This window comes from Paraburkholderia caballeronis (genome assembly GCF_900104845.1).
In the GTDB taxonomy this organism is placed as follows: domain Bacteria; phylum Pseudomonadota; class Gammaproteobacteria; order Burkholderiales; family Burkholderiaceae; genus Paraburkholderia; species Paraburkholderia caballeronis.
The window spans coordinates 278,720-303,323 of the sequence record NZ_FNSR01000003.1 but is presented as its reverse complement, the minus strand read 5'-3'; the positions used below and the strand labels follow the sequence as shown (position 1 = coordinate 303,323).

Sequence of the window (24,604 nt, the reverse complement as noted above, 5' to 3'; positions counted from 1 at the left end):
CTCAAGCTGCCGGGTGACGGTGGAACGCCGAATAACGCCCGCTCACGTGATGTTCGAGCTGCCGCTCGATGTCGGACAGCAGACTCGACGCGCCGATGCGGAACAGGTCCGGTTCGAGCCACGCGCGCCCGAGTTCCTCTTTCATCAGGATCTGGTAGCCGAGCACCGCCTTCGCGCTCGATACGCCGCCAGCCGGCTTGAAGCCGACGCGCTGGCCGGTCGCGTCCTCGTACGCGCGGATCATCCGCACCATCGCGAGCGACACGTCGAGCGTCGCGTTCACGCCTTCCTTGCCGGTGGAGGTCTTGATGAAGTCCGCGCCGGCCATCATGCAGACCATCGATGCGCGCGCCACGTTCGTCAGCGTGCGGATGTCGCCGGTCGCGAGAATCGCCTTCAGATGCGCGTCGCCGCACGCGGCGCGGAACTCGCGCACCTCGTCGTACAGCGCGCGCCAGTTGCCGGTCAGCACGTATTCGCGGGTGACGACGATGTCGATCTCGCTCGCGCCGTCCGCGACCGACGCGTCGATCTCGCGCAGCTTCAGCGGATGCGGGTTCAGCCCGGCCGGAAAGCCGGTCGACACCGCCGCGACCGGGATGCCGCTGCCCGCGAGCGCATCGACGGCGGCCGCGACGAAGCGGTGGTACACGCACACCGCGCCGGTGCGGATGTCGTGCGGCGCCATGCCGAGCGCCGCGAGCAGGTCGTCGCGCACCGGCTGGCGCGCCTTCGCGCACAGCCGCCGCACGCGGCCCTCGGTGTCGTCGCCGGACAGCGTCGTCAGGTCGATGCAGGTGATCGCCTTCAGCAGCCACGCGGCCTGCGGGTTTTGCTTCAGCGTGCGGCGCGTCGCGAGCGTCGCGGTGCGGCGCTCGACGGCGGAAGCGTTCACGCGCACGCCGTCGAACAGCGAGACGTCGAACGGCGTGCCGGGATTACGCGCCGACGCGCCGGCCGCGTTGCGGTGCAGCGCGACGACGGCGGGCGTCTGGGTAGGGCTTTGAGGCATGCGGCTGACCTGGATTTGGTGCGACACGAAAGAAATCTGACACATTCCGTGCGAACATCGTACCGCGATTGATAGGATCGTAACAAGAGGGCGTGACGATCGCAGCGCATCGGCGGTGCGGGGGGTTCTCCAGGTTCAGCAGCGCCTCGGGCGCTCAGGCAACGGCGTCGAGCAGTTCCTTCACGGCCGCGCGCGCGTCGCGGGCCAGTTCGGCCATGTCGACGCCGTCGAGCGCGTCGTCGGTCACGATGCGCCTGCCGGCCGCGTACAGCGCCGCGAGCGTCGGCCTGCCGCCGGACGCGACCGGCCCGATCGCGGGGTCGTGCAGCCCGAAGTAGCGCGGATCGTCGAGCCGGTAGATCGCGAGGTCCGCCGAATACCCCGGCGCGACGCGGCCGACTTCCGGCAGGCCGAGCACCCGCGCGCCGCCCGCGGTGCCCCAGTGGATCGCGTCCTCGACCGTCGCCGCATGCGCACCGCCCTCGAAGCTGCCGCCGCGGTAAAGCGGCTGCGCGGCCATGCCGACCCGCGCGCGCTGCGCGAGCCACGCCATGTGCACTTCGGAGATCATGTCGGCCGCCTCGTTCGACGCCGCGCCGTCCACGCCGATCGACACCGGCACGCCCGCCTGCACCAGCTCGTACACCGGGCAGATGCCGCTGCCGAGCCGCCCGTTGCTCTGCGGACAATGCGCGACGCCGGTGCCGGTTTCGCCGAGCAGCGCGATTTCGTCGACGTCGAGTTTCACCAGGTGCGCGTACCACACGTCGTCGCCGAGCCAGTCGTGCTCGCCGCAGAACGCGACCGGCGACTGCCGGTGCATCGCATACGCGCTGTCCTGATAACCGACCGTCTCCGACAGGTGGCTGTGCAGCCGCAAGCCGAGCCGCCGCGCGAACGCGGCGGTCTCGCGCATCTGCGCGGGCGAGATCGAATACAGCACGGTGGTCGGCGCGACGACGACGCGGCGCATCGCGCGCGGCGACGCGTCGTGATACCGATGCGCGAGCCGCTCGATGTCCGCGAGATACGCGTCGAACGACTCCGCGCGCAACGCATGCGGCAGTTCCGCTTCGAGCTGGCGCGTCTGCGTCGCGCCGCCCCGCAGCAGCACGAAGCGCAGCCCGAGCCTGTCGGCCTCGTCGAACAGGATCGCCGAGCTGTCGAACGGCATGTCCGGGTAATACACGTAGTTGTGGTCCGCCACGGTCGCGCAGCCCGAGCGCGCCAGTTCGATCAGGCCGATGCGCGCGGCGAGCCGGAAACGCCGTTCGTCGAACTGCGCGCGAAAGCGGTACGGCGTCGCCGCGAGCCACGGCGTCAGCGACGCGTCGAGCCCGGCGCGGTCGCCCTTCAGCAGCGACTGGAACAGGTGGTGATGCGTGTTCACCCACGCCGGATAGACGATGCAGTCCGTCGCGTCGACAACCGTTTCGCCGCGCTGCGGACTCAGCGCGCCGATCGCGTCGATCGTGTCGCCGACGATGCGGATGTCCGGGCCGGCGGCGCGCGCGGGGTCGTCGTCGGCGCCGCTGCCGCCGGTCATGATCGCGGCGGCGTTGCGGATCAGGATGGATTCGTTCATGAGTCTCCTTTCGAAGTCGGGGTCGCCATAGCCGGGTCGCTACGGCCGGAACGGCTATAACTCGCTGTCGTGCCAGCCGCGCAGCGCGACGCGCGACAGCCAGACGGTCGCCGCGAACAGCAGCACGCCGGTCACGGTGATGAGCGCGAGCGCCGCGAAGAGCCGCGGGATGTTCAACTGGAACCCGGCTTGCAGGATCTGGTAGGCGAGCCCCGCGCCGCTGCCGCCGGTGCCCGCGACGAATTCCGCGACGACCGCGCCGATCAGCGCGAGGCCGCTCGATATCCTGAGTCCGCCGAAGAAGTACGGCAGCGCGCAGGGAATGCGCAGGCGCATGAGCGTCTGCCAGCGCGTCGCGCGATGGATGCGGAACAGGTTCACGAGGCCGGGGTTCACGCTGCGCAGCCCGAGCGCCGTGTTCGAGATCACCGGGAACAGCGCGACGAGCGTCGCGCAGACGACGAGCGCGGCGGTCGTGTCCTTCACCCAGATGATGATCAGCGGCGCGATCGCGACGACCGGCGTGACCTGCAGCAGCACCGCGTAGGGAAACAGGCTGGCCTCGATCAGCGGGCTCTGCACGAACAGCAGCGCGATCGCGACGCCGAGCACCGTCGCGCAGACGAACGCGAGCAGCGTGATCTTCAGCGTGACGAGCAGGCTGCCGAACAGCAGCGGCGCGTCCTGCGCGAACTGCGCGACGATGGCGGACGGCGACGGCACGAGGTACGCGGGCACGCGATACAGCATGCACGCGCCCTGCCACAGCGCGAGCAGGGCGACGCCGACGACCCACGGCGCGAGCGCCTTCGCGACGCCGGGCCGCGCGAGCAGCGGCCGGCGCGGCGCGGACCCGCGCCCGCGCACCTCGTCGACGGAAGCGGAGCGGAGCACGTCGCCGGTCATCGCAGCACCTCCATCGGTTCGTCGTGCGCCGCCGCGCGATGCGCGTGTTCGATGCGCTCGGACAGCACGCGGCAGTGCTGCACGAACGGCTCGCTCATCCGGTAGTCGTCGCCGCGTTGCTGCGGGCCGTCGATCCGCACGTCGCCGATCACGCGGCCCGGCCGCGCCTGCATCACGACCACGCGCGACGACAGGTACACCGCCTCGTAGATGCTGTGCGTGACGAACACCACCGTCATCCCGCTGCGCTGCCACAGCGCGCGCAGGTCCGCGTCGAGCCGGTTGCGCGTGAACTCGTCGAGCGCGCCGAACGGCTCGTCGAGCAGCAGCAGGTCCGGCCCGGTGACGAGCGCGCGCGCCAGCGACGCGCGCATCTGCATGCCGCCCGACAGCTCGCGCGGCCGCACGCGGCCGAACTTCGCAAGGCCGACGCCCGCGAGCGCGTCGGCGACGCGCTCGTCCGCCTCGCGGCGCGGCACGTGCGCGAGATCGAGCGGCAGCCGCACGTTGTCGGCCACGCTCGCCCACGGCATCAGCGTCGCCTCCTGGAACACCATCGACATGCGCCGGCCCGGCGAGCCGACCGTCGCGAACGGCTGCCCCCACCAGCGCAGATGGCCGTGCGTCGGCGTCTCGATGCCCGCGAACATCTTCAGCAGCGTGCTCTTGCCGCACCCGGATGGCCCGAGCAGCGACACGAACTCGCCCGGCTGGATCGCGAGCTGCACGTCCTCCAGCGCGACCGTGCCGTTCGGATAACGCTTGTCCACGCGCTGCACCGACAGCAGCGGCACGCCGCCCGCCGCCGGAACCCGATCGTCGGTATCCATCGTCAGCCCTCCTGTTCGTCGCGAAACACTTCGGCCTCGCCGTGGTCGGCGAGCAGCTTGAGCAGCATCCGGCGCATCAGCAGGCCAGGCTGGTCAGACTCCATGTGGCATTCCTGCTGGCGCCGCACGTCGATGCACGCGTCGTAGTCGGTCGCCTCCAGAATGTCGCGGTCCTCGTCGGTGATCGGCCGGTCCCAGTCGATCAGCTCCTGCGCGGAACACGCGTCGTCGGTGTCGTTGCGGTACAGCCATTGCGACAGCATCAGCGTGCGGTCGTCGATCGGCGTCGCGCAGTTGTAGATGATGTGATGCACGCCGCTCGCCGGGTACGTGCAGCCGAAGCGCCGCGCGAACGGCATGAACCAGCGGTTCAGCAGATGCCGCTCCGTCACGTCGTCAGTCGTGCCGGTGATCCGGTGGCTCGCGGGCGGGTTGCGCACCGGCACGTGCGTCTCGGCCTCGAAGCCCCAGTCGTGCGGACGGAACTCGTACTTCGACGGCTTCGGATTGTCGAACAGCCCGAAGTTCGCTTTGTGCACGAAGCTGAAGTGCGAATTGTCGAACGAGTTCTCCATCATCCGCAGCGGACTCGTGTTCCACCGCTCGTAGAACTGCAGGATCCGGCGATAGCCGGGCGCGCCGTCCTCCGGAAACTCGGGGATCGGCTGCAACGGCTCGTCGAGCGCGACCCATGCGTAGCCGTACCGCGCTTCGCAGCGGTACGCGTTCACGACGGCGCGCGACGGAATCGCGCCGCCGTCCGACTGCGGAATCTTCACGCAGCGGCCGCTGCAGTCGTAGGTCCAGCCGTGATAGCCGCATGCAATATTGCCGTCGCCGTCGACGAACCCCTTCGACAGCTTCGCGGTGCGATGGCAGCAGCGGTCGCGCAGCGCGTGCGGCCGGCCGGCCGCGCCCTTCCACAGCACGATCGGCTCGCCCAGCAGCGTGAACGGCTGCGGGCCGCTGTCGAGCTGCGACATCGGCATCACCGCGTACCAGAAACGCCGCAGGACTTTTTGACGGGTCACCAGCATCGTCTGACTCCTTCGTTATGCGAGGCATCCGCGAGCCGCGCGGCTACGGCATCACCTTCGCGGTCTGGATGAACTGCAGCGTGTACGCGCTGCGCCAGTCGGCCGACGGCTTCAGCAGCTTCGCGCCGACCATGTAGTCGTAGGTCTTCTGCCAGCGCGCGTCGGTCATCGCGCCGATGCCGAGCGTCGCCGCATCGCCGCCGGTCACGAGCCGCAGCTTCTTCATCTGCGCGAGGCCGAAGGCGAGCTGGCCGTCGGTCATCTGCGGGTTGTCCTTGCGGATCAGCGCGTTGCCCGGCGCCGGGTCGGCCAGATAACTCTTCCAGCCTTCCATCGACGCCTTCACGAAGCGCGCGACGACGTCCGGCTTCGCTTTCACCGTGTCGCGCATCGTGACGATCGTCGTGTTGTACGGCGGATAACCGTCGTCGGCGAACAGGAAGAAATGCGTGTTCACGTGCGCCTGTCCGGCCTGATACGGCTCGGACGACGGATACGCCTGCATCGCGACGTTGCCGTCCGCGAAGAACGGTTGCAGGTTGAACGTGTACGGCCGCGTCTGCGCGTCGGTGTAGCCATACTTCGCCTTCAGCCACGGCCACCAGCTGGTCTGCCCCGAGCCCGCGACGAGGATCGTCTTGCCCTTCAGTCCGGCGAGGCTCGTCACGTCGTCGTGCGTCAGCATCCCCTGCGGATCGAACTGAAACGACGCGGCGACGGTCGTCACCGGAATGCCGGACTCGACGCCGGACAGCACCTGGAAGTCGTAGCCGAGAATGAAATCGGCGCGGCCGGCCGCGAGCAGCTGCATGCCGTTGACCTGCGGGCCGCCCATCCGGATCGTCACGTCGAGACCGTACTTGCGGTAGATGCCGGTCGCGAGCGCCTGATAAAAACCGCCGTGCTCGGCCTGCGCGTACCAGCTCGTCAGCACCGTCACCGGGTCGGCGGCGCGCGCGGGAGCGGCCGCGAACAGCGCGAACGAAAGGAGGGCTGAACAGATGGCGGCCCGCCGCGCGGCGCGGCCGCCGCGAACGCGCGCACGAATGAAGGACGCAAGACGCCGGACGACCGGCTGAAGGATCGGCATGGATGAACTCCCTGATGTAAGCCGTGGGGGGACGACAACGGGAACGGCCGGCGACCGCGTGCGCCGCGCACAGCATGGGCGCACGCACGGGCGCACGACTGCCGGGACGGCATGAAGGACGTCGGAAAAGATACGGGGCAACTGCATCGCACGCTCCTCGTTGGCGGAACCCGACGGTTCCGTTCAAACGCCGGTCGGTCGCGCCGATCGGCGTGGGCGCACGATGCGCCCCAAGAGCAATGCCCCACGTTGCCGGCCTCGATGAGCCGGTCGCTAGCCGCTTATACTCCGCACGTCATCTAGCGAAGGGCGTGCCAGCGGCTCGCATGCCTGTAAAGCCGCAGGTTGCCGCAGCGCCGGCGCGGCGGCAGGCACCGTCGCGCGGCAGCCGATGCCTTCGAAGTGCGCAGCTGCACCGCGCGAGTGCATCGCGGGCCACGACGCGGGCGCAGCGGTTGTCCGCCCGCGCGGCGGCAGCCTCTTTCGGTTATCGCGCCGCCGGCAACTTGCGCTCAAACCGCCGCCGCCCGCCGCACCGCGCGCCGCCGGCTCCATCCGAGCAGCACGACCAGCAGCGCGATGAACACGAACACCGTGGACACATTCGCGAACAGCGTCGCGAGCGGCAGATGCATCGCGAGCAGCACGCCGCCGAGCATCGAGCCGACGACCGAGCCGAGCTTGCCGATGCCGATCGCGGAGCCGACGCCGGCCGAGCGCAGCGCGGTCGGATAAACGATGCCGGCCACCGCATACAGCGCGAACTGGCTGCCGATCACGCAGACGCCGCTCACGAACACGGCGGCGAACAGCCACGGCAGCGGCATCGCCATGCCGAGCGAGGCGGCGACCGGACAGCCGACCACCGCGAGCAGCAGGATCACCGCGATGCCGTAACGATCCACGCAGCGGCTCAACGCGAGCGCGCCGACCGTGCCGCCGACCGGGAACATCATCGCGACCTGGGCGGCGCGCGCGGGCGCGAGCAGGTTCATGCCGAACAGGATCGGCAGCCAGTTCTGCAGGAAATGCAGCGCGAGCGAGTTCAGCACGAACAGCGCCCACAACAGCGGCGTCACGTATGCGAGGCCGCTGCCGAACAGCGCGGCGGGGCTCGCGCGCACCCGCACTTCGTCGTCGACGACGTAACGCACCGCATGCTCCGGCGCGTCGGTGTCGACGCGCGCGCCGAGCCGCTTCGCGATGCGGGCGATGCGCGGCGTCGCGCCGCCGTTCAGGATCAGGAAGCGGATCGATTCGGGCAGCAGCGCGAACGACGCGAGCGCGACGACGATCGCGGCCGCGCCGCCGACCCCGAACAGCACCGGCCAGCCGAAGCGCGGCAATAGCCACGACGCGACGGCCCCGCCGCCGCCCGCGCCGATCGAGAAGCCGGAGAACATCAGCGTGATCCACGTCGCGCGGCGCGCTTTCGGCGCGTATTCGGACACCAGCGCGACGGTGTTCGGCACGACGCCGCCCATCCCGATGCCGGCCAGAAAACGCAGCACGGTCAACTGCTCGATCGACGTGGCGTAACCGCACGCGAGCGTCAGCAGCCCGAACCACAACGAGCCGTAGATGATCGTCAGCCGGCGGCCGAAGCGGTCGCCGCTGAAGCCGAGCAGCAGCGAACCGACCAGCACGCCGAACAGGCCGATGCCGAACACGCGGCCGAACGTGGCGGCATCCGCGTGCCATGCGCGGATCAGCGCGGGCGCGGAAAATGCCGCCGCCACCTGGTCGTAGCCGTCGATCAGCACGATCAGGAAACACCATGCGATCAGGCCGGCCGCGAAGCCGCCGAGCTTCTGCCGCTCGATCAGCGCGGTTACGTCGACGGTCGCGACGTTCGTCGCCGTGGGGTTCATCGCGCCACCTCGCGCTCGCCGAGGGTCATCCGCGTCATCCGCGTCGGCTGCGCGGCCATCGTCACGAGCGCCACGATCGCCATGCGGCATTGCACGTATCGGTTCATTCCTGTCTCCTTGCTGTTGTCGTTATCGTGCTGTCGTCTTCCGGCGCTACGCCGTCTGTCCGACGCTAAACCGCGCGACCTGCCGGCCGAGTTCCTGCGACTGCTGGTCGAGCGCCTGCGCCGCCGCGCTCGCCTCTTCGACGAGCGCCGCGTTCTGCTGCGTGATCGAGTCCATCAGGTTGATCGCGGCATCGACCTGTTCGATGCCGGTGCGCTGCTGGTCGGCGGCGTCCGCGATGCCGCCCATCATGTCCGCGAAGCGCTGCGCGGCGTCGAGGATGCGGCCGATCGACTGCTCCGCGTCGGCCACCTGGCGCGTGCCGTCGGCCGCCGCGCCGACCGAGCCGCCGATCAGTTCGCCGATCTCCTTCGCGGCCGTCGACGCGTGCTGCGCGAGCGAGCGCACCTCGGACGCCACCACCGCGAAACCGCGGCCGTGCGCGCCGGCCCGCGCCGCCTCGACCGCCGCGTTCAGCGCGAGGATGTTGGTCTGGAACGCGATCCCTTCGATGATCCCGGTGATGTCCGCGATCTTGCGCGCGCTCGCCTCGATCCGGCCCATCGTGTCGCTGACGCGCGCGATCGCGCCGCTGCTGTCGCGCGCCGCCGCCGACGCGTCGTCCGCGATCGTGTGCGCGTCCCGCGCGCGCGCCGCGTTCTGGCGCACGGTCTCGGTCAGCTCGGTCATGCTCGCGGCGGTCTGTTCGAGCGACGCCGCCTGTTCCTCGGTGCGCGACGACAGGTCGAGCGTGCCGGCCGCGATCTCGCCGGTCGCCGCGCCGATCGAACGGCAACTGTCGCGCACCGCCGTCACGGTCTGCGCGAGTTGCGCCTGCATGTTGCGCAGGCCGCCGAGCAGGCGTCCCATCTCGTCGTCGCGATAACGTCCGATCGGGCGGCCGAGGTCGCCGGCCGCGATCGCGTCGAAGTGCGCGAGCGCGTCGTTCAGCGGCTTCATGATCGCGCGGCGCAGCGAGAACCAGCTGAACGCGGCCGTCGCGACGCCGAACGCGATCATCACGGCCGACGCGGTGAAGAACAGATGGAAGTAGCGTTCCGCCGCGTCGTAGCTGCGCTTCGCGTTCGCGTACAGCGTGCGCTTCAACTGGTCGTTCGCGCCGCTCATGTCGTTGAACAGCGGGCTGAGCCGCGACGTGCCGATCTGCTGCGCGGCGGCGCGGTCGCCGGCCTTCAGCGCGCCGATGAACGCGTTCATGCCGTCGCGCATCGCGTCGCGCCGCTGGCTGGCCGCCTCGATCAGCGACGCTTCGCCGTCCTCGTGCGGCTCGGCGACGAAGCTGCGCCACTCGTCGTCCGACTGCCGAAAGAACTCGCTCGCATGGCCGATCTGCTCCTGCGCGCGCGGGCCGTCCGGCTGCGCCATCGCGCCGCCGAGCACGAGCCGCGTGCGCGCGATCAGCAGTTCCGCGTTGCCGATGTGCACGGCCGCGGTCAGCTTGTTCTCGTAGGTATCCTGATTCGCGCGATTCGCGCGCCATGCGCCGGCAAGGCCGAGCCCGCCGATCGCCGTCATCAGCGCCGCCAGCAGCGCCATCGTCAGCGCGATGCGGGCCTGCAGCGACATCGTCCTGCGGCGCGCGGCCCGGTCGTCGTGCGCAGCGGGCGATGCGGGCGCGGCGTGCAATGCGGGCGCGCCGCTCGGGACGACGGCGGCGGCGGTGATGGACGTCATGGCATGGACCTCGGCTTCATAATCGTTCTAGTCGTTGGAGAAACGCGTCGGCAGAGCAGGCGGCACGGCGCGGGCGGCGCTAGAGCCACGGCGACCGTTCGAGATGCGCGGCCTCGAACGCGCGGATCGCGTCGGCGTGCGCGAGCGTCGCGCCGGTTTCGTCGAGTCCTTCGAGCAGCAGCGTCTTCAGCGCGGGCGCGAGGTCGAATGCCAGCGCGTCGCCGTCCGGCGTCGTCACCGTCTGCGCCGCCAGATCGACGCGCAGCCGGTAGCCCGGCGACGCATCGACGGCCGCCATCAGCCGGTCGATCCGCGCGGCGTCGAGCCGGACCGGCAGCAGCCCGTTCTTGCAGCAGTTGTTGAAGAAGATGTCCGCGAAACTTTCGGCGATCAGCACGCGAAAACCGTACTGATGCAGCGCCCACGGCGCATGTTCGCGCGAACTGCCGCAGCCGAAGTTGCGCCGCGCGAGCAGCACGGATGCGCCCGCGTAACGCGGCTGGTTCAGCACGAAGCCGGGCTCGGGCGTGCGCCCGGCCGCCGGCTTGCCGTAATAGCCGGGGTCGCGGTAGCGCCATTCGTCGAACAGGTACGGGCCGAAGCCGGTCCGCGCGATCGACTTCATGAACTGCTTCGGCATGATCGCGTCGGTGTCGACGTTGTCGCGGTCCAGCGGCGCCACGAGTCCTTCGTGGGAAACGAGCGGCTCCATCAGCGATCCCCGGCTGCGCAAACGATTTGCCGAACGTCGGCGAAACGGCCCGCGAGCGCGGCGGCCGCCGCCATCGCCGGGCTCACCAGATGCGAGCGGCCGCCCGCGCCCTGGCGTCCCTCGAAATTGCGGTTCGACGTCGACGCGACGCGCTCGCCCGGTTCGAGCCGGTCGGGATTCATCGCGAGGCACATCGAGCAGCCCGGCTCGCGCCATTCGAAGCCGGCCGCGACGAACACCTCGTGCAGCCCCTCGGCCTCCGCGTCGCGCTTCACCTGCTGCGAGCCCGGCACCGCGAGCGCCAGCCGCACGTTCGGCGCGAGTCTGCCGCCCGCCGCGCGCAGCACCGCGGCGGCCGCGCGCAGGTCGTCGAGCCGGCCGTTCGTGCACGAGCCAATGAACACCTTGTCGATCTCGATCGAATCGATCCGCGTACCCGCTGCGAGGCCCATGTAGTCGAGCGCGCGCGCATACGACGCGCGCCGTCCGGCGTCGGCGAGGTCCGCCGGGTCCGGCACGCGGCCGTCGATGCCCGTCACCATCTCGGGCGACGTGCCCCACGTCACCTGCGGGACCAGCGACGACACGTCGAGCGCGAACTCCGCGTCGAAGCGCGCGTCGTCGTCCGAACGCAGCATCCGCCACGCGCGTTCCGCGTTCGTCCATGCGTCGCCCTGCGGCGCATACGGACGCGCGCGGCAGTAGTCGAGCGTGGTGTCGTCCACCGCGACGAGGCCGGCGCGCGCGCCCGCCTCGATCGACATGTTGCACAACGTCATCCGCCCTTCCATCGACAGCGCGCGCACCACCGGCCCCGCGAATTCGATCGCGTAGCCGGTGCCGCCTGCCGTGCCGAGCGCGCCGATCACCGCGAGCGCGACGTCCTTCGCGGTGCAGCCCGCCGGCAGCGCGCCTTCGATCGTCACGCGCATCGTGCGGCTGCGGCGCGTAATGAGCGTCTGCGTGCCGAGCACGTGCTCGATCTCCGACGTGCCGATGCCGAACGCGAGCGCGCCCAGCGCGCCGTGCGTGCTGGTGTGCGAATCGCCGCAGACGATCGTCATGCCCGGCAGCGTGCTGCCGAGTTCCGGGCCGACGACGTGCACGATGCCCTGGCGCGCGTCGTCCATCCCGTAGTGCGCGATGCCGTTGCGTTCGCAGTTATCGCGCAGCGCGTCGACCTGGATCTTCGAGATCGGGTCCGCGATGCCGTGGCGGCGGTCGGTGGTCGGCACGTTGTGATCCGCGACCGCGAGATTCGCATGCGGCCGCCACACCGGGCGGCCCTCGCGTTGCAGCGACTCGAACGCCTGCGGGCTCGTCACCTCGTTCAGCAGATGGCGGTCCACGTACAGCAGCGTCGTGCCGTCCGCGTCGGTGCGCACCGCATGCGCGTCGAAAATCCTGTCGTATAGCGTCTGGCTCATCGGGTTCTTCCTCGCTGCGGCCGCTCGCCGGCCGCCGGCCGCGTCCGTCACGGAAGCAACGGACGTGTCGCGTCCCGCCGCCGCGACGGGCGGCGGGCCACAGGTGTTTCAGGTCGTTTCGTACCGGCGCGCGACGCCGGCGGCAGTCGTTGCCGCGTGTCTCACCGGACAGTCAGGCGTGTCGCCACGGCGTCCGCCCGCGCGCGCCGCGCGCTATCGCGAGCGGCGCGTCGCCGGTCGCGTCACCTCACGAGTCGCGCGCGAGCGGACGCCGCAGCGGATCGACGGCGGCCGCCGCCGTGACAGCCGCTGCCGCATCCGCTGCGTGCTGCGCGCCGAAGCGGCCGCGATACAGCATCGCCAGCACCGTCGAGAACACGGCGGCCACGAGGAACAGCAGCGACGCCGAATAGAACAGCTGCGTGATCGGCAGATGCATCGACAGCAGCAGCCCGCCGATCACCGGCCCCGACACCGAGCCGATCTTGCCGACCGAAATCGCGCTGCCGACGCCCGCCGAGCGGAACGACGTCGGATAGATCATCCCGGCCACCGCGTACAGCCCGTATTGCGCGCCGACCACGCAGAAGCCCGCCGCGAACACCGCGACCATCAGCCAGGTCTGCGACGAGCCGTGCCCGAGCAGCGCGACGACCGGAAAGCCGATCGCCGGCAGCGAGATGATCGCGAGCACGCCGTGGCGGTCGACGAAGCGGCACAGGATCAGCCCGCCGATCACGCCGCCGACCGAGAACATCGCGGTGATGAGCCCCGCGCCGCGCGGATCGATGCCCATGCCCTCGATCAGCACCGGCAGCCAGTTCTGCAGGAAGTACAACGCCATCGAGTTCGCGATGAACACGATCCACAGCAGCGGCGTGATCGCGGCGAGGCCGTCCGAGAAGATCAGCTTCAGCACGAAACGCTGCTTCTCCTGCACCTCGCCCGGCACGAACAGCGCGTCGGCCGGAATGTTCAGCTCCGGACGCAGCCGCGCGACGAGGCGGCGCACCGTGTCGATGCCGCGCTGGCGCACGACCAGCAGCTTCGCGGATTCGGGCAGCGTGAACATCAGCAGCAGCGCCACGACGAGCGACCCGCCGCCGCCGACGACGAACATCACCGGCCAGCCGAAGCGGTGGATCAGCGCGGACGACACGAGGCCGCCCGAACCGGCGCCGATCGAGAAACCGGAGAACATCAGCGTGACCCACGTGGCGCGCAGCCGCTTCGGCGCGTATTCGGCCACCAGCGCAACCGCGTTCGGCACCACGCCGCCCATCCCGATGCCGGCGAGAAAGCGCAGCAGCATCAGTTCGTGCAGCGACGTGACCCACACCGACGCGAACGTCAGCAACCCGAAGAACAGGCTGCCCATCACGATCGCCCTCTTGCGGCCGAGCCGGTCGCCGAGATATCCGAAGATGAACGAGCCGATCAGCGTGCCGAACAGGCCCGCGCCGAACACCGGCCCGAAGCCGCCGCGCGAGACGTGCCAGTCCTTGATGATCGCGGGCGCCGCGAACGACACGGCCGTCTGGTCGTAGCCGTCCATCAGCATGACGAGGAAACACCAGAACAGCAGGCCGACGGCGAAGCGCCCCGTCTTCTGCTCTTCTATCAGTGTCGCGATATTGAAAGTCCGGTTTGCTTCCATGTGTGTTCCATTTGCTTCGCCCCGCCGTGCGGCCCGGTTGGCCGTCCGCGCGTGGCGTCGTTGCTCCTGATGCCCCTCGTGGCGACGCGAGGCCCGGCAGCCCCGCGTCGCGGCTGCCGGGCCTGGCTCAATCAAAGGAAGGCGATGAAGAGATCGAAACCAGGTGAATCGATCCGTTTGCGTCCCGTCTCATCGCACCATGTCGCCTCCCACGTCAGAACATGTGATTGACGCCGATGCGGCCGACCGTCTGGCTGCCGCTCGTCGACGCCTGATAGCCGAACTGCGCGGCGCGCGCATCCGGTCCCGACGCGCGCAGCAGGCCCACGCCCGCATAGACCTGCGTGCTCTTCGACAGGTAGTGCGTCAGGAACAGGTTGTACTGGTTCAGCGCGAGCCCTTCGAACGTCGAGTGGCCGTACGAAATGCCGAGCACGTAGAAGCTCGCGCCGCCGCTCAGGTCGATGTTCACGCCGGCCTGATAGTTGTTCAGCTTCGCCGAGCCGTGGTCGTTCTCCAGCTCGACGCCCGAATACGTCGCGTGCGGCGTGAAATAGCCGATCTTCACCGAGCCGCCGACCGCGAGCGTGCTGTAGCGGCTCGCGTTGAACATCGTGCCCTGCTTCAGCGGCTGGCCGAGCAGCGACGACAGGCTGAAGGTGCCGAACACGTCCGCGGTCCGGTTGTGGGACATCGTGTAGCCGACGCCGAACTTCACCGTGTCGTTCGCGTACTGCGCGCCGACGCTGTACTGGCGGCCGGCGCTGAAGTTGCCGGCCTGGTTGCCGAACGCGTTCATCACGCCCGCCTGGAAGCCGCGCCAGTTGATCGTCTCGTACTTCACCGAGTTGTTCATCGCATGCGAATTCGCGAGGCCGTCCAGGTTGCCCGGCGTGTAGAACGACGAAATACCCGGGATCGCGTTGTTCAGCCGGCCGACGTACTGATAGATGTAGTCGTTGATGTTACCCAGGCTGATCGAGCCCAGCCGGTCGTTCGACAGACCCACGTACGCTTCGCGGTTGAAGAAGCTGGTCGGGTTGATCTGCGCGCCGGTGTTCGTCTGGAAGCCCGATTCGAGCCGCGCGAACGCGGTGTTGCCGCCGCCGAGCGCCTCTTTCACGAGCAGGCCCCAGCGGTCCGGCTGGCGCTTGCCCGCCGACTCCTGGATCAGGCGGCTGCCGTTCGAGTTCGACACGAAATCGACGCCGACGTCGATGCTGCCATAAAGCGTAACGGACGACTGGGCCATGACGGGGCAGCTAAGGAGTGCGGCGCAACCGCCCGCGAACAGACGAATTCTCAACGGATGTCTCCAATGTTTTTATCGTGGGCCGGCCTCCCACGCGGGCCGGCTTCATGCAGGGCGGAACTTCGATATGCGGTTGAGTCAACCCCGGTTCCTTGATGCCCGGCAAAGTTTAACGGCTTCAATTCGCGTTTTGAATCGCGAATTGTTTATCAAGCAATCGAACATTCCGAATATTCCGAATATTCACCCCAGGGTATTTACCGACTATCCGGCAAAACCACCCTGTCGGCTTTAGCCGCCCTTAATCACCGTGCTAACATCCGCGACGTCTTTATGAAACCCCGCATTATCGGAGAGCACAGATGCAATTGAGAGCCATCCCGCCCCGGCGCCTCGTGGTGGGCATCAGCGGCGCGTCGGGCGTCGTATACGGCGTCCGGCTGCTGCAGTTGCTCCGGCAGCTCGACATCGAGTCGCATCTGGTGATGAGCCGCTCGGCGCAGGTGACGCTCGCACACGAGTCTCCGTACAGCGTCGCCGACGTGCGCGCGCTCGCGACCGTCAGCTACTCGAACACCGACATCGGCGCCGCGATTTCGAGCGGCTCGTTCCCGGTGATGGGGATGGTCGTCGCGCCGTGCTCGATCCGGACCCTTTCCGAAGTGGCCACCGGGGTCACGAGCGGCCTGCTGTCCCGCGCGGCGGACGTCACGCTGAAGGAGCGCCGCCGCCTCGTGCTGATGGTCCGGGAGACGCCGCTGCACCTCGGCCACCTGCGCAGCATGGCGAGCGTGACCGAGGCGGGCGCGATCGTCTACCCGCCGGTGCCGGCATTCTACGCGAACCCGGAGAGCCTCGACGAAATGGTCGATCACACGCTCGGCCGGGTGCTCGACCTGTTCGGCATCGAAACCTCGGTCGTGCACCGCTGGGGTATGTGACGCGCCGTCCCGCCATTATCAAAATTGGTTAATAAGACGTTCGGATTCTTTTGCTTCTTTAGCGGCAGACGTTGATTTAAAGTGGTCCCGTTTTCAAAAGGAACCGCATTAAAAATAATTATCGATCGATTGATAAATCAATCCGATAAAAGCGTCACCATAAAAGAGGTCGAAACGTCGAATGAAGATCGTCATTGCAGGAGCCGGTATCGGCGGCCTGACGGCCGGAGCCGCGTTGTTGGAAAAGGGCTTCGACGTCACCATTCTTGAGCAGGCAAAGGCGCTGGGGGAGATCGGCGCCGGCGTGCAGTTGAGCCCGAACGCGACGCGCGTGCTGTACCGCCTCGGCGTCGGCCAGCGCCTCGAAGGGCTCGCGTGCGAGCCGCCCGGCAAGCGCGTGCGCCTGTGGAACACCGGCCAGACCTGGCCGCTGTTCGATCTCGGCGCGGCATCGCGCGACATCTACGGCTTCCCCTATCTGACCGTGCACCGCGCGGACCTGCACGAAGGGCTCGTCGAAGCGGTGCGCGCGCGCAAGCCGGATGCGATCCGCCTCAACGAGAAGGTCGAGGGCGTCGTGCAGAAGGGCGGCAAGGTCGAAGTGCAGACCGTGTCCGGCGGCGTCTATGAGGCAGACCTGCTGATCGGCGCGGACGGCGTGCACTCGCGCGTGCGCCGTGCGCTGTTCGGCCCGGACGAACCCGTGTATTCCGGCGTGATGGCATGGCGCGGCGTGATCGACGTCGAGCGCCTGCCCGAGCATCTGCGCACGCCATACGGCACCAACTGGGTCGGCCCCGGCGCGCACGTGATCCACTATCCGCTGCGCGGCCACAAGCTGGTCAACTTCGTCGGCGCGGTCGAGCGCGACGGCTGGCAGGTCGAGTCGTGGTCCGAGAGCGGCACGCTCGACGAATGCCTCGCCGACTTCGAGGGCTGGCACGAGGACGTGCGCACGCTGATCTCCGCGATCGACGTGCCGTACAAGTGGGCGCTGATGATCCGCGAGCCGATGACGCGCTGGACCTCCGGCAACGCGACGCTGCTCGGCGACGCGTGCCACCCGACGCTGCCGTTCCTCGCGCAGGGCGCGGGCATGGCGCTGGAGGACGGTTATCTGATCGCGCGCTGCGTCGCGCGCTACGGAAGCGACCTGCCGCGCGCGCTCGAACGCTACGAGGCGCTGCGCGTCGAGCGCACGTCGCGCATCGTGCGCGGCTCCGCGGCGAACACGCAGCGGTTCCACAATCCGGCGCTCGCGCATGCAGAAGGCGCGGCCGAATACGTGGACCGCGAGTGGAACGAGGAGCGCGTGAAGGAGCGTTACAACTGGCTGTTCGAATACGACGTGGATGCGGTCGAAGTCTGAGCGCGCCGTCCGATGAATCAGCAAGCCTTTTGTATGGGGTCCGGGTAAGCGCTAAAGCGCTAACCCGAATCGACAGCTTTGCATGGGGTCCGGGTAGGCGCTAAAGCGCCAACCCGGATCGACAATGGAGACACGACATGTCCGCATCCCTGCCACCGGTACTCGGCCTGCACCACTTCGCATGGCGCTGCCGCAACGCCGAAGAAACCCGCCACTTCTACGAGGACATCCTCGGCCTGCCGCTCGTCCATCTGATCCGGCTCGACCGCGTGCCGAGCACCGGCGAATACTGCCCGTACGTGCACCTGTTCTTCGAGATGGCCGACGGCTCGAACATCGCGTTCTTCGATCTCGGCGACAACACGGCCGCCGAGCCGTCGCCGAACACGCCGCCGTGGGTCAACCACATCGCGCTGCGCCTCGCGACGCTCGACCAGCTCGAAACGATGAAGCAGCGGCTCGTCGAACACGGCATCGAAGTGCTCGGCGTCACCGATCACCACTTCGTGCGCTCGATCTATTTCTTCGATCCGAACGGTTTCCGTCTCGAACTGACGGTTCCGGTCGCGCCGGCCGAAACACTGGAGTGCTATAGAATGCAGGCTCGCCCCGCGCTCGACGCATGGGTCGAAGAACGAAAAAAAGCCGTACCGGAGACGCCCGCCGCATGACCGCCCTCAATCCCACCCACGATCCGGCCCGGCGTAGCTGGATCGAATCGGCGAACCAGCCCGACACGGACTTCCCGATCCAGAACCTGCCGTTCGGCGCGTTCGAGCGCGACGGCGAACCACGCGCGGGCGTCGCGATCGGCGAACACGTCGTCGATCTGCGCGCGCTGCGCGACAGCGGCCTCGTCGAAGCCGGCAGCGACGCGGCGATCGCGTGCGAAGCGGCCGCCGACGGCACGCTGAACCGCCTGATGGCGATGGAGCCCCGTTACGCGAGCGCGCTGCGCGCCGCGCTGTCCGACCTGCTGAAGAGCGACGCGCCGCAACGCGCGCGCGTCGACGAGCAGGTTCGCGCGCTGCTGCCGCGCGTGGACGAAGTCGCGCTGCGCCTCGCGTGCGAGGTCGGCGACTACACCGACTTCCTCACGTCGCTGCATCACACCGAACGGCACGGCCGCTACAAGGGTCTCGCGGACCCGCTGCCGCCGGCTTTCAAATCGCTGCCGATCGCCTATCACGGCCGCGCGTCGTCGCTGCGCGTGAGCGGCGGCGAAGTCCGGCGTCCGCACGGCCAGTATCGCGACGCGAACGGCCAGATCGTGTTCGGCCCCGCGCCGGCGCTCGACTTCGAACTCGAATGCGCCGCGTGGATCGGCCGCGGCAACGCGCTCACGCAGCCGATTCCGATCGACGCCGCGCACGAGCACATCTTCGGTTATTCGCTGCTGAACGACTGGTCCGCGAAAAGCATTCAGTGGTTCGAACAGGTGCTCGGGCCGTTCCTCGGCAAGAGCTTCCATTCGAGCCTGTCGCCGTGGATCGTCACGGCCGAGGCGCTCGCGCCGTTCCGCAAGGCGCCGGTGCCGCGCGCGAAGGACGATCCGCCGCTGATGGCGCATCTGAACGGCGCGTTCGACCAGCAGCACGGCGGCCTGCATCTGGAACTGTCCGCGCATCTGTCCACCGCGCAACTGCGCGAGGCAGGCAGCGCGCCGGTCCGGATCACGCAGACGCATCTCGACAATCTGTACTGGACCTTCGCGCAGATGGTTGCGCACCACACGAGCAACGGCTGCAACCTGCGCACCGGCGACCTGCTCGGCAGCGGCACGATCTCGGGCGCGGCCGACGAGGCGCGCGCGTGCATCACCGAACTGACCAACGCGGGCAAGGACCCGCTGCGGCTGCCGAACGGCGAAACGCGCACCGCGCTCGAAGACGGCGACGAAATCGTCCTCGGCGCGCGCGCGACGAAGCCGGGCGCGGTGTCGATCGGCTTCGGCGAATGCCGCGGCCGCATCGCGCCGGCGTTCGCGTTCGCGGAACAGCGCGTGGAGACGCCGGCATGACACAGACGCTCAACGGCTACCTGAAGATCGGCGACGGGCCGCGCAAGGTGCTCGCGATGAGCGGCTGGTTCGGCAGCGCCGACGACTGGCAGCCGCTCGTGCCCGCGCTCGACACCGACGCGTTCACCTACGTGTTCTTCGACTATCGCGGCTACGGCCGCTCGCGCGAGCGCGACGGCGCGTTCACGTTCGACGAGGCCGCGCAGGACGTGCTCGCGATCGCGGATCATCTCGGCTGGGACCGCTTCAGCCTGATCGGCCATTCGATGGGCGGCGTCGCGATCCAGCGCGTGCTGCTCGCCGCGCCGGAACGGATCGAGCGGATGGCCGGGGTGTCGGCGGTCCCCGCGTGCGGCTCGCGGATGGACGACGCGCGCCTGGCCGGTTTTCGCGCGGTCGTGGACGACGTGGACAAGCGTGCAGCGATCATCGCGTTCTCGACCGGCGGCCGGCTGTCGCCGCGCTGGAGCGCGCATCTCGCGCGCGAATCGCAGCGCAACTCGCGGGCCGACGCGTTCGCCGCGTACCTGCCGCAGTGGGCCGCGAACGACTTCTCGGCGGACGTCGCCGGCAACGCGACGCCGGTGAAGCTCTTCATCGGCGAACACGATCCGACGCTGACCGCCGACCTGATGACGCGCACGTGGCTCGCGTGGTATCCCCACGCGTCGCTCGAAACGCTGCGCAACGCGGGCCACTATCCGATGTACGAAACGCCGGTCGCGCTCGCGACCGCGCTCGACAGCTGGCTCAAACAGTCCGGCCCCCCGCTTTAGACAACACAGGCCGCGTGCGCCACGGTCCGGCGCGCGCGGCGGCAGGAGACTTCATGTACGAGACCACCTACCTTCGCGCCGCGTCGCTCGACGCGGCTGCCGCGTGGCTGCGCGAGCACGAGGACGCGCGGCCGCTGTCGGGCGGCATGACGCTGATCCCGACGCTCAAGCAACGGCTCGCCGCCCCGTCGCATCTGATCGACCTCACGCGCATCGACGCGCTGCGCGGCATCGGCGTCGAAGGCGGCGTGCTGCGCGTCGGCGCGCTGACGAAACATGCGGAAGTCGCCGCGTCGCCGGTCGTCGCGGCCGCGCTTCCGGCGCTCGCGCAGCTCGCGGGTCTGATCGCCGATCCGCAGGTCCGCAACCGCGGCACGATGGGCGGCTCGGTCGCGAACAACGACCCGGCGGCGGACTACCCGTGCGCGGTGCTCGGCCTCGGCGCGCAGGTCGTCACGTCGCAACGCACGATCGCGGCCGACGACTTCTTCATCGACACGTTCGAAACCGCGCTCGAACCCGGCGAACTCGTTGCCGGCTTCGAATACCCGATCCCGCTGCGCGCCGCGTATGCGAAGTTCCGCCAGCCCGCGTCGGGTTACGCGATCGTCGGCGTGTTCATCGCGCAGTTCGCGGATGCGGTGCGCGTCGCCGTGACCGGCGCGGGCGCGTCGGTGTTCCGCTGGTTCGACGCGGAAGCGGCGCTCGGCGCGGACCTGTCCGAAGCCGCGCTCGCGGACCTGAAGATGGACGACTCGACGCTGCCCGACGACGACAACGGGTCCGCCGCGTACCGCGCGCATCTGATCGAAACCTACACGCGCCGCGCATTGCAGGCGCTGCTTGCGCAACCGTTGCGCAAGCCTGCCTAATCCCGTTTCAGGAGACACGAATGGAATTCACCGGATCGCAGACCATCGCAGCCACGCGCGAACAGGTATGGAATGGATTGAACGACGCCGCAGTGCTGCAAGCCTGTGTGCCCGGCTGCGAGGAGTTCGTCGCGCAGAACGACGACGAATACAAGGCCGTGGTGGTCGCGTCGGTCGGCCCGGTCAAGGCGCGCTTCAAGGGCACGCTGCTGCTGTCGGACCGTGACGGCCCGAACGGCTACAAGATTCTCGGCCAGGGCGAAGGCGGCATCGCGGGCTTCGGCAAGATGACCGCGACGGTCACGCTCGCGGACGCCGACGAAGGCGGCACGCTGCTGACCTATGTGGCCGACGCGCAGGTGGGCGGCAAGCTCGCGCAGATCGGCTCGCGCCTCGTCACGTCGGTCGCGAACAAGCTCGCGGCGGAGTTCTTCAAGCGCTTCAACGCGACGATGAGCGCCGGCTCGGCCACCTCGGCCGACGCGGGCGCGGCGCGCTGACCGTCGCGGCCCTTCCGAACGACCCAGCAACACGAAGGTGAATCATGGCTGAAGTCCAATTGCGAGTGAACGGCGTGGACGTGCGGCGCGACGTGCCCGACCACACGCTGCTCGTCGAATTCCTGCGCGAAGAACTGCGCCTGACCGGCACCCACGTCGGCTGCGACACGAGCCAGTGCGGCGCGTGCACCGTCAATCTCGACGGCGTATCCGTGAAGTCGTGCACGGTGCTCGCGGCCCAGGCGAGCGGCGGCGCGGTGACGACCGTCGAAGGCCTGCGCGCCGGCCACGATGCGCCGCTGCATCCGGTGCAGAACGCGTTCGTCCAGTGTCACGGGCTGCAATGCGGGTTCTGCACGCCGGGCATGATCATGTCCGTCGATTTTTACCTGCGCCAGCCGCCGAAGCTCGACGACGAAAGCATCTGCCACGCGCTCGAAGGCAACATCTGCCGCTGTACGGGCTACGTGAACATCATCGAGGCCGTGCGGCACGCGGCGCACGAGATGTATCCGGCCGACGCCGCCGCAATGACGACGACGGAGGCGCAGCAGCCATGATCGGTCAACCCATCCCGCGCGTCGAGGACCGGCGCTTCGTGACCGGCAACGGTCAATACACGGACGACCTGCGCGTCGAAGGCCAGGCGTATGCGGCATTCCTGCGCTCGCCGCACGCGCACGCGGCGCTGCGTTCGGTCGACGTATCGGCCGCGCGCGAGGCGCCCGGCGTGATCGCGGTGCTCGTCGGCCAGGACTATCTGGACGACGGCTTTCAGGGCGTCGATCACGTGCCGAATCCGGTCGACGCGGTCGATGCGACGAAAAAGGCGTTCCTCACGTCGCTGACCGGCTCGATCTTCAACCAGCTGCACATTCCGCTGCCGACCGACCGGGTGCGCTACGTCGGCGAGCCGATCGCGATGGTGATCGCGGAAACGCCGATCGCCGCGCGCAACGCGACCGAGATGATCGACGTCGATTACGACGTGCTCGACGCGGTCGTGAACGCAGCCGACGCGATGCAGGACGGCGCGCCGCAACTGTGGGACGGCGCGGACGGCAACCTGTGCTTCCAGACGCAGATCGGCGAGCGCGACGAAGCGCGCCGGATCATCGCGGACGCGCCGTTCGTGCTGCAACGCGAGTTCCATCACAGCCGCGTCGTGAACTGCCAGATGGAGCCGCGCAGCGCGATCGGCGCCTACGACGAGACGAGCGGCGTCTATACGCTGATCTCCGGCAGCCAGGGCGCGGTGCGCCAGAAGCTGTGCCTCGCGCTCGCGCTGAAGGTGCCGCTGTCGCAGGTGCGCGTGGTCTGCCCGGACACCGGCGGCGGTTTCGGCCCGCGCTCGTTCATCTACGTCGAGCAGCTGGCCGTCGTGTGGGCCGCGCGCCGGCTCGGCCGCGCCGTCAAGTGGACGAGCGACCGCAGCGAGGCGTTCCTGTCCGACTACCAGGGCCGCGACCAGATCGTGCGCGCGACGTTCGGCTTCTCGAACGACGGCCGCATTCTCGCGATCGACAACGAGTGGATCGGCAACGTCGGCGCGCATACGGTGTCGTACGTGCCGATGTCGAACGGCACGCGGATCATGACGACCGTGTACGACGTGCCGGTCGCCGCCGTCCACATCAGCGCGGTGCTGACCAACACGGTGCCGACCGCGCCGTATCGCGGCGCGGGCCGCCCGGAAGCGCACCACGTGATCGAGCGGATGCTCGACCTCGCGGCGGCCGAACTGGGCCTCGACCGCGCGGAGATCCGCCGCCGCAACCTGGTCGCGCACGACAAGCTGCCGTACCGCAGCCCGATGGGCCTCACCTACGACAGCGGCGAATTCGCGCGCAACATGGCGCGCGCGCTCGAACTCGCGGAATGGGACGGCTTCGAGGCGCGCCGCGCGCAATCGCTCGCACAGGGCAAGCTGCGCGGCATCGGTGTCGCGAACTACATCGAGTCGCCAGTCGGCGCGCCGCGCGAACGCATCGAACTGACCGTGCTGCCCGAAGGCCGCATCGACATCGTGGCCGGCACGCAGTCCACCGGCCAGGGCCACGAGACGACGTTCGCGCAGGTCGTCGCGCAGCATCTCGGCGTGCCGATGGCGGCGATCACGCTGCGCACCGGCGACACCGCGTTCGTCAGCGTCGGCGGCGGCAGCCACTCGGACCGCTCGATGCGGCTCGGCGGCATGCTGCTGGTCGACACCGCCGCGCAGATCGTCGCGACCGGCACGCAGGTCGCGGCCGCGCTGTTCGACGTCGCGCCGGAGCGCGTGAGTTTCGCGGACGGCGCATTCGTCGATCCGGCATCGGACCGCCGCATCGGCCTGTTCGAAGTCGCCGCGCGCATCGCGAGCGACGGCCTGCCGGGCGACCCGGCAACGCGCAAGCTGTACGCGGAAGCCGAGGTGAATACGCGCGTGCCCGCGCACCCGACCGGCTCGGCCGTCTGCGAACTGGAAGTGGACCCGGACACCGGCATCGTGAAGCTCGTGAACTACACGTCGGTGGACGACGTCGGCCAGCCGATCAATCCGCTGATCGTCGAAGGCCAGGTGCACGGCGGCCTCGCGCAGGGCATCGGCCAGGCGCTGTCCGAGACCTGCTACCTCGACCGCGACACCGGCCAGGTGCTGACCGGCTCGTACATGGACTACGGGATGCCGCGCGCGGGCGCGATTCCGCCGCTGCGCCTCGAACTGACCGAGGACCCGACGCACGGCAACCCGCTGCGCGTGAAGGGCGGCGGCGAAAGCGGCATCACGCCGGCGACCGCGACGATCTTCAACGCGCTCGCCGACGCGCTGAAGGCGTTCGGCAGCGACGAACTGGCGATGCCGGCGACGCCGAAGGTCGTATGGGAATACATCCACCGGCCCGCCGCGTGAAGCCACGCATCATCCCGGATGAACAGCAACCCGCTTACATGGGATCGGAGCAAG

At 69.0% G+C, this 24,604-nt stretch carries 21 protein-coding genes; 9 read left to right on the top strand and 12 right to left on the bottom strand.

What is annotated here, in order from left to right; all coding sequences use genetic code 11:
• Position 1: 1 nt before the first annotated feature.
• From deoC to BLV92_RS28095, 12 genes are all read right to left on the bottom strand, one after another.
• A complete protein-coding gene (deoC, locus tag BLV92_RS28150) occupies positions 2–1,012 on the bottom strand; it encodes a deoxyribose-phosphate aldolase (RefSeq protein ID WP_090553120.1) in 1,011 nt (336 codons plus the stop codon).
• 154 nt (positions 1,013–1,166) lie between these two features.
• Positions 1,167–2,597 (bottom strand): amidohydrolase family protein, encoded by a 1,431-nt coding sequence (locus BLV92_RS28145; RefSeq protein ID WP_090552011.1) that lies wholly within the window; start codon positions 2,595–2,597, stop codon positions 1,167–1,169.
• Between the two features lie 54 nt (positions 2,598–2,651).
• Positions 2,652–3,503 carry an ABC transporter permease gene (locus BLV92_RS28140; RefSeq protein ID WP_090552008.1) on the bottom strand — a complete coding sequence of 284 codons (852 nt, stop codon included), beginning with the start codon at positions 3,501–3,503 and terminating at the stop codon, positions 2,652–2,654.
• Positions 3,500–4,333, bottom strand: a complete 834-nt coding sequence (locus BLV92_RS28135; protein ID WP_090552007.1) for an ABC transporter ATP-binding protein — start codon at positions 4,331–4,333, stop codon at positions 3,500–3,502. Before BLV92_RS28135 ends, BLV92_RS28140 begins: the two co-directional genes overlap by 4 nt.
• Before the next feature lie 2 nt (positions 4,334–4,335).
• Entirely contained in the window at positions 4,336–5,370 is a 1,035-nt protein-coding gene (locus BLV92_RS28130; protein ID WP_090552004.1) for an aromatic ring-hydroxylating oxygenase subunit alpha, read from the bottom strand.
• 43 nt (positions 5,371–5,413) lie between these two features.
• Entirely contained in the window at positions 5,414–6,460 is a 1,047-nt protein-coding gene (locus BLV92_RS28125) for an ABC transporter substrate-binding protein (protein WP_090552002.1), read from the bottom strand.
• Positions 6,461–6,972: 512 nt separating this feature from the next.
• Complete coding sequence (locus BLV92_RS28120) at positions 6,973–8,331, bottom strand: MFS transporter (RefSeq protein WP_090551999.1); 1,359 nt, start codon at positions 8,329–8,331, stop codon at positions 6,973–6,975.
• A gap of 153 nt (positions 8,332–8,484) precedes the next feature.
• On the bottom strand, positions 8,485–10,131 hold the full coding sequence (locus tag BLV92_RS28115) for a methyl-accepting chemotaxis protein (RefSeq protein WP_090551996.1): 1,647 nt from the start codon (positions 10,129–10,131) through the stop codon (positions 8,485–8,487).
• Positions 10,132–10,210: 79 nt separating this feature from the next.
• Positions 10,211–10,843 carry a 3-isopropylmalate dehydratase small subunit gene (gene leuD, locus BLV92_RS28110; protein WP_090551994.1) on the bottom strand — a complete coding sequence of 211 codons (633 nt, stop codon included), beginning with the start codon at positions 10,841–10,843 and terminating at the stop codon, positions 10,211–10,213.
• A complete protein-coding gene (gene leuC / locus BLV92_RS28105) occupies positions 10,843–12,270 on the bottom strand; it encodes a 3-isopropylmalate dehydratase large subunit (protein ID WP_090551991.1) in 1,428 nt (475 codons plus the stop codon). Before leuC ends, leuD begins: the two co-directional genes overlap by 1 nt.
• Positions 12,271–12,517: 247 nt before the next feature.
• A complete protein-coding gene (locus tag BLV92_RS28100) occupies positions 12,518–13,927 on the bottom strand; it encodes an MFS transporter (RefSeq protein WP_090551990.1) in 1,410 nt (469 codons plus the stop codon).
• A 214-nt stretch (positions 13,928–14,141) separates the two neighbouring features.
• Positions 14,142–15,233: a porin gene (locus tag BLV92_RS28095; RefSeq protein ID WP_090551987.1), complete on the bottom strand. Its 1,092-nt coding sequence runs from the start codon at positions 15,231–15,233 to the stop codon at positions 14,142–14,144.
• A 308-nt stretch (positions 15,234–15,541) separates the two neighbouring features.
• On the opposite strand from BLV92_RS28095, the gene BLV92_RS28090 reads away from it, so the two are divergent.
• From BLV92_RS28090 to BLV92_RS28050, 9 genes are all read left to right on the top strand, one after another.
• Complete coding sequence (locus tag BLV92_RS28090) at positions 15,542–16,120, top strand: UbiX family flavin prenyltransferase (protein ID WP_090551984.1); 579 nt, start codon at positions 15,542–15,544, stop codon at positions 16,118–16,120.
• Positions 16,121–16,301: 181 nt separating this feature from the next.
• Positions 16,302–17,489 carry an FAD-dependent monooxygenase gene (locus BLV92_RS28085; RefSeq protein WP_090551982.1) on the top strand — a complete coding sequence of 396 codons (1,188 nt, stop codon included), beginning with the start codon at positions 16,302–16,304 and terminating at the stop codon, positions 17,487–17,489.
• A gap of 137 nt (positions 17,490–17,626) precedes the next feature.
• Positions 17,627–18,160, top strand: coding sequence for a VOC family protein (locus tag BLV92_RS28080; protein WP_090551980.1), 534 nt, complete (start codon positions 17,627–17,629; stop codon positions 18,158–18,160).
• The gene (fahA, locus tag BLV92_RS28075) at positions 18,157–19,509 is read left to right on the top strand and encodes a fumarylacetoacetase (RefSeq protein WP_090551978.1); all 1,353 of its coding nucleotides are present in this window, start codon (positions 18,157–18,159) and stop codon (positions 19,507–19,509) included. Before BLV92_RS28080 ends, fahA begins: the two co-directional genes overlap by 4 nt.
• The gene (locus BLV92_RS28070) at positions 19,506–20,285 is read left to right on the top strand and encodes an alpha/beta fold hydrolase (protein WP_090551975.1); all 780 of its coding nucleotides are present in this window, start codon (positions 19,506–19,508) and stop codon (positions 20,283–20,285) included. The genes fahA and BLV92_RS28070 overlap by 4 nt, the downstream gene beginning before the upstream one ends.
• Positions 20,286–20,338: 53 nt before the next feature.
• Entirely contained in the window at positions 20,339–21,157 is an 819-nt protein-coding gene (locus BLV92_RS28065; protein WP_090551972.1) for an FAD binding domain-containing protein, read from the top strand.
• A gap of 20 nt (positions 21,158–21,177) precedes the next feature.
• Positions 21,178–21,657 carry an SRPBCC family protein gene (locus BLV92_RS28060; RefSeq protein WP_090551970.1) on the top strand — a complete coding sequence of 160 codons (480 nt, stop codon included), beginning with the start codon at positions 21,178–21,180 and terminating at the stop codon, positions 21,655–21,657.
• 44 nt (positions 21,658–21,701) lie between these two features.
• Positions 21,702–22,217: a (2Fe-2S)-binding protein gene (locus BLV92_RS28055; protein WP_090551967.1), complete on the top strand. Its 516-nt coding sequence runs from the start codon at positions 21,702–21,704 to the stop codon at positions 22,215–22,217.
• Complete coding sequence (locus tag BLV92_RS28050) at positions 22,214–24,550, top strand: xanthine dehydrogenase family protein molybdopterin-binding subunit (RefSeq protein WP_090551964.1); 2,337 nt, start codon at positions 22,214–22,216, stop codon at positions 24,548–24,550. Before BLV92_RS28055 ends, BLV92_RS28050 begins: the two co-directional genes overlap by 4 nt.
• The last annotated feature ends 54 nt before the right edge of the window (positions 24,551–24,604 follow it).

Coding starts and splice junctions, on each gene's coding strand:
- BLV92_RS28135 (WP_090552007.1), bottom strand. CDS start 4,333: ATGGATACCGACGATCGGGTTCCGGCGGCGGGCGGCGTGCCGCTGCTG.
- BLV92_RS28130 (WP_090552004.1), bottom strand. CDS start 5,370: ATGCTGGTGACCCGTCAAAAAGTCCTGCGGCGTTTCTGGTACGCGGTG.
- BLV92_RS28070 (WP_090551975.1), top strand. CDS start 19,506: ATGACACAGACGCTCAACGGCTACCTGAAGATCGGCGACGGGCCGCGC.
- deoC (WP_090553120.1), bottom strand. CDS start 1,012: ATGCCTCAAAGCCCTACCCAGACGCCCGCCGTCGTCGCGCTGCACCGC.
- BLV92_RS28115 (WP_090551996.1), bottom strand. CDS start 10,131: ATGACGTCCATCACCGCCGCCGCCGTCGTCCCGAGCGGCGCGCCCGCA.
- BLV92_RS28060 (WP_090551970.1), top strand. CDS start 21,178: ATGGAATTCACCGGATCGCAGACCATCGCAGCCACGCGCGAACAGGTA.
- BLV92_RS28120 (WP_090551999.1), bottom strand. CDS start 8,331: ATGAACCCCACGGCGACGAACGTCGCGACCGTCGACGTAACCGCGCTG.
- BLV92_RS28125 (WP_090552002.1), bottom strand. CDS start 6,460: ATGCCGATCCTTCAGCCGGTCGTCCGGCGTCTTGCGTCCTTCATTCGT.
- BLV92_RS28090 (WP_090551984.1), top strand. CDS start 15,542: ATGCAATTGAGAGCCATCCCGCCCCGGCGCCTCGTGGTGGGCATCAGC.
- BLV92_RS28100 (WP_090551990.1), bottom strand. CDS start 13,927: ATGGAAGCAAACCGGACTTTCAATATCGCGACACTGATAGAAGAGCAG.
- BLV92_RS28065 (WP_090551972.1), top strand. CDS start 20,339: ATGTACGAGACCACCTACCTTCGCGCCGCGTCGCTCGACGCGGCTGCC.
- leuC (WP_090551991.1), bottom strand. CDS start 12,270: ATGAGCCAGACGCTATACGACAGGATTTTCGACGCGCATGCGGTGCGC.
- BLV92_RS28145 (WP_090552011.1), bottom strand. CDS start 2,597: ATGAACGAATCCATCCTGATCCGCAACGCCGCCGCGATCATGACCGGC.
- BLV92_RS28140 (WP_090552008.1), bottom strand. CDS start 3,503: ATGACCGGCGACGTGCTCCGCTCCGCTTCCGTCGACGAGGTGCGCGGG.
- BLV92_RS28055 (WP_090551967.1), top strand. CDS start 21,702: ATGGCTGAAGTCCAATTGCGAGTGAACGGCGTGGACGTGCGGCGCGAC.
- BLV92_RS28050 (WP_090551964.1), top strand. CDS start 22,214: ATGATCGGTCAACCCATCCCGCGCGTCGAGGACCGGCGCTTCGTGACC.
- leuD (WP_090551994.1), bottom strand. CDS start 10,843: ATGGAGCCGCTCGTTTCCCACGAAGGACTCGTGGCGCCGCTGGACCGC.
- BLV92_RS28080 (WP_090551980.1), top strand. CDS start 17,627: ATGTCCGCATCCCTGCCACCGGTACTCGGCCTGCACCACTTCGCATGG.
- fahA (WP_090551978.1), top strand. CDS start 18,157: ATGACCGCCCTCAATCCCACCCACGATCCGGCCCGGCGTAGCTGGATC.
- BLV92_RS28085 (WP_090551982.1), top strand. CDS start 16,302: ATGAAGATCGTCATTGCAGGAGCCGGTATCGGCGGCCTGACGGCCGGA.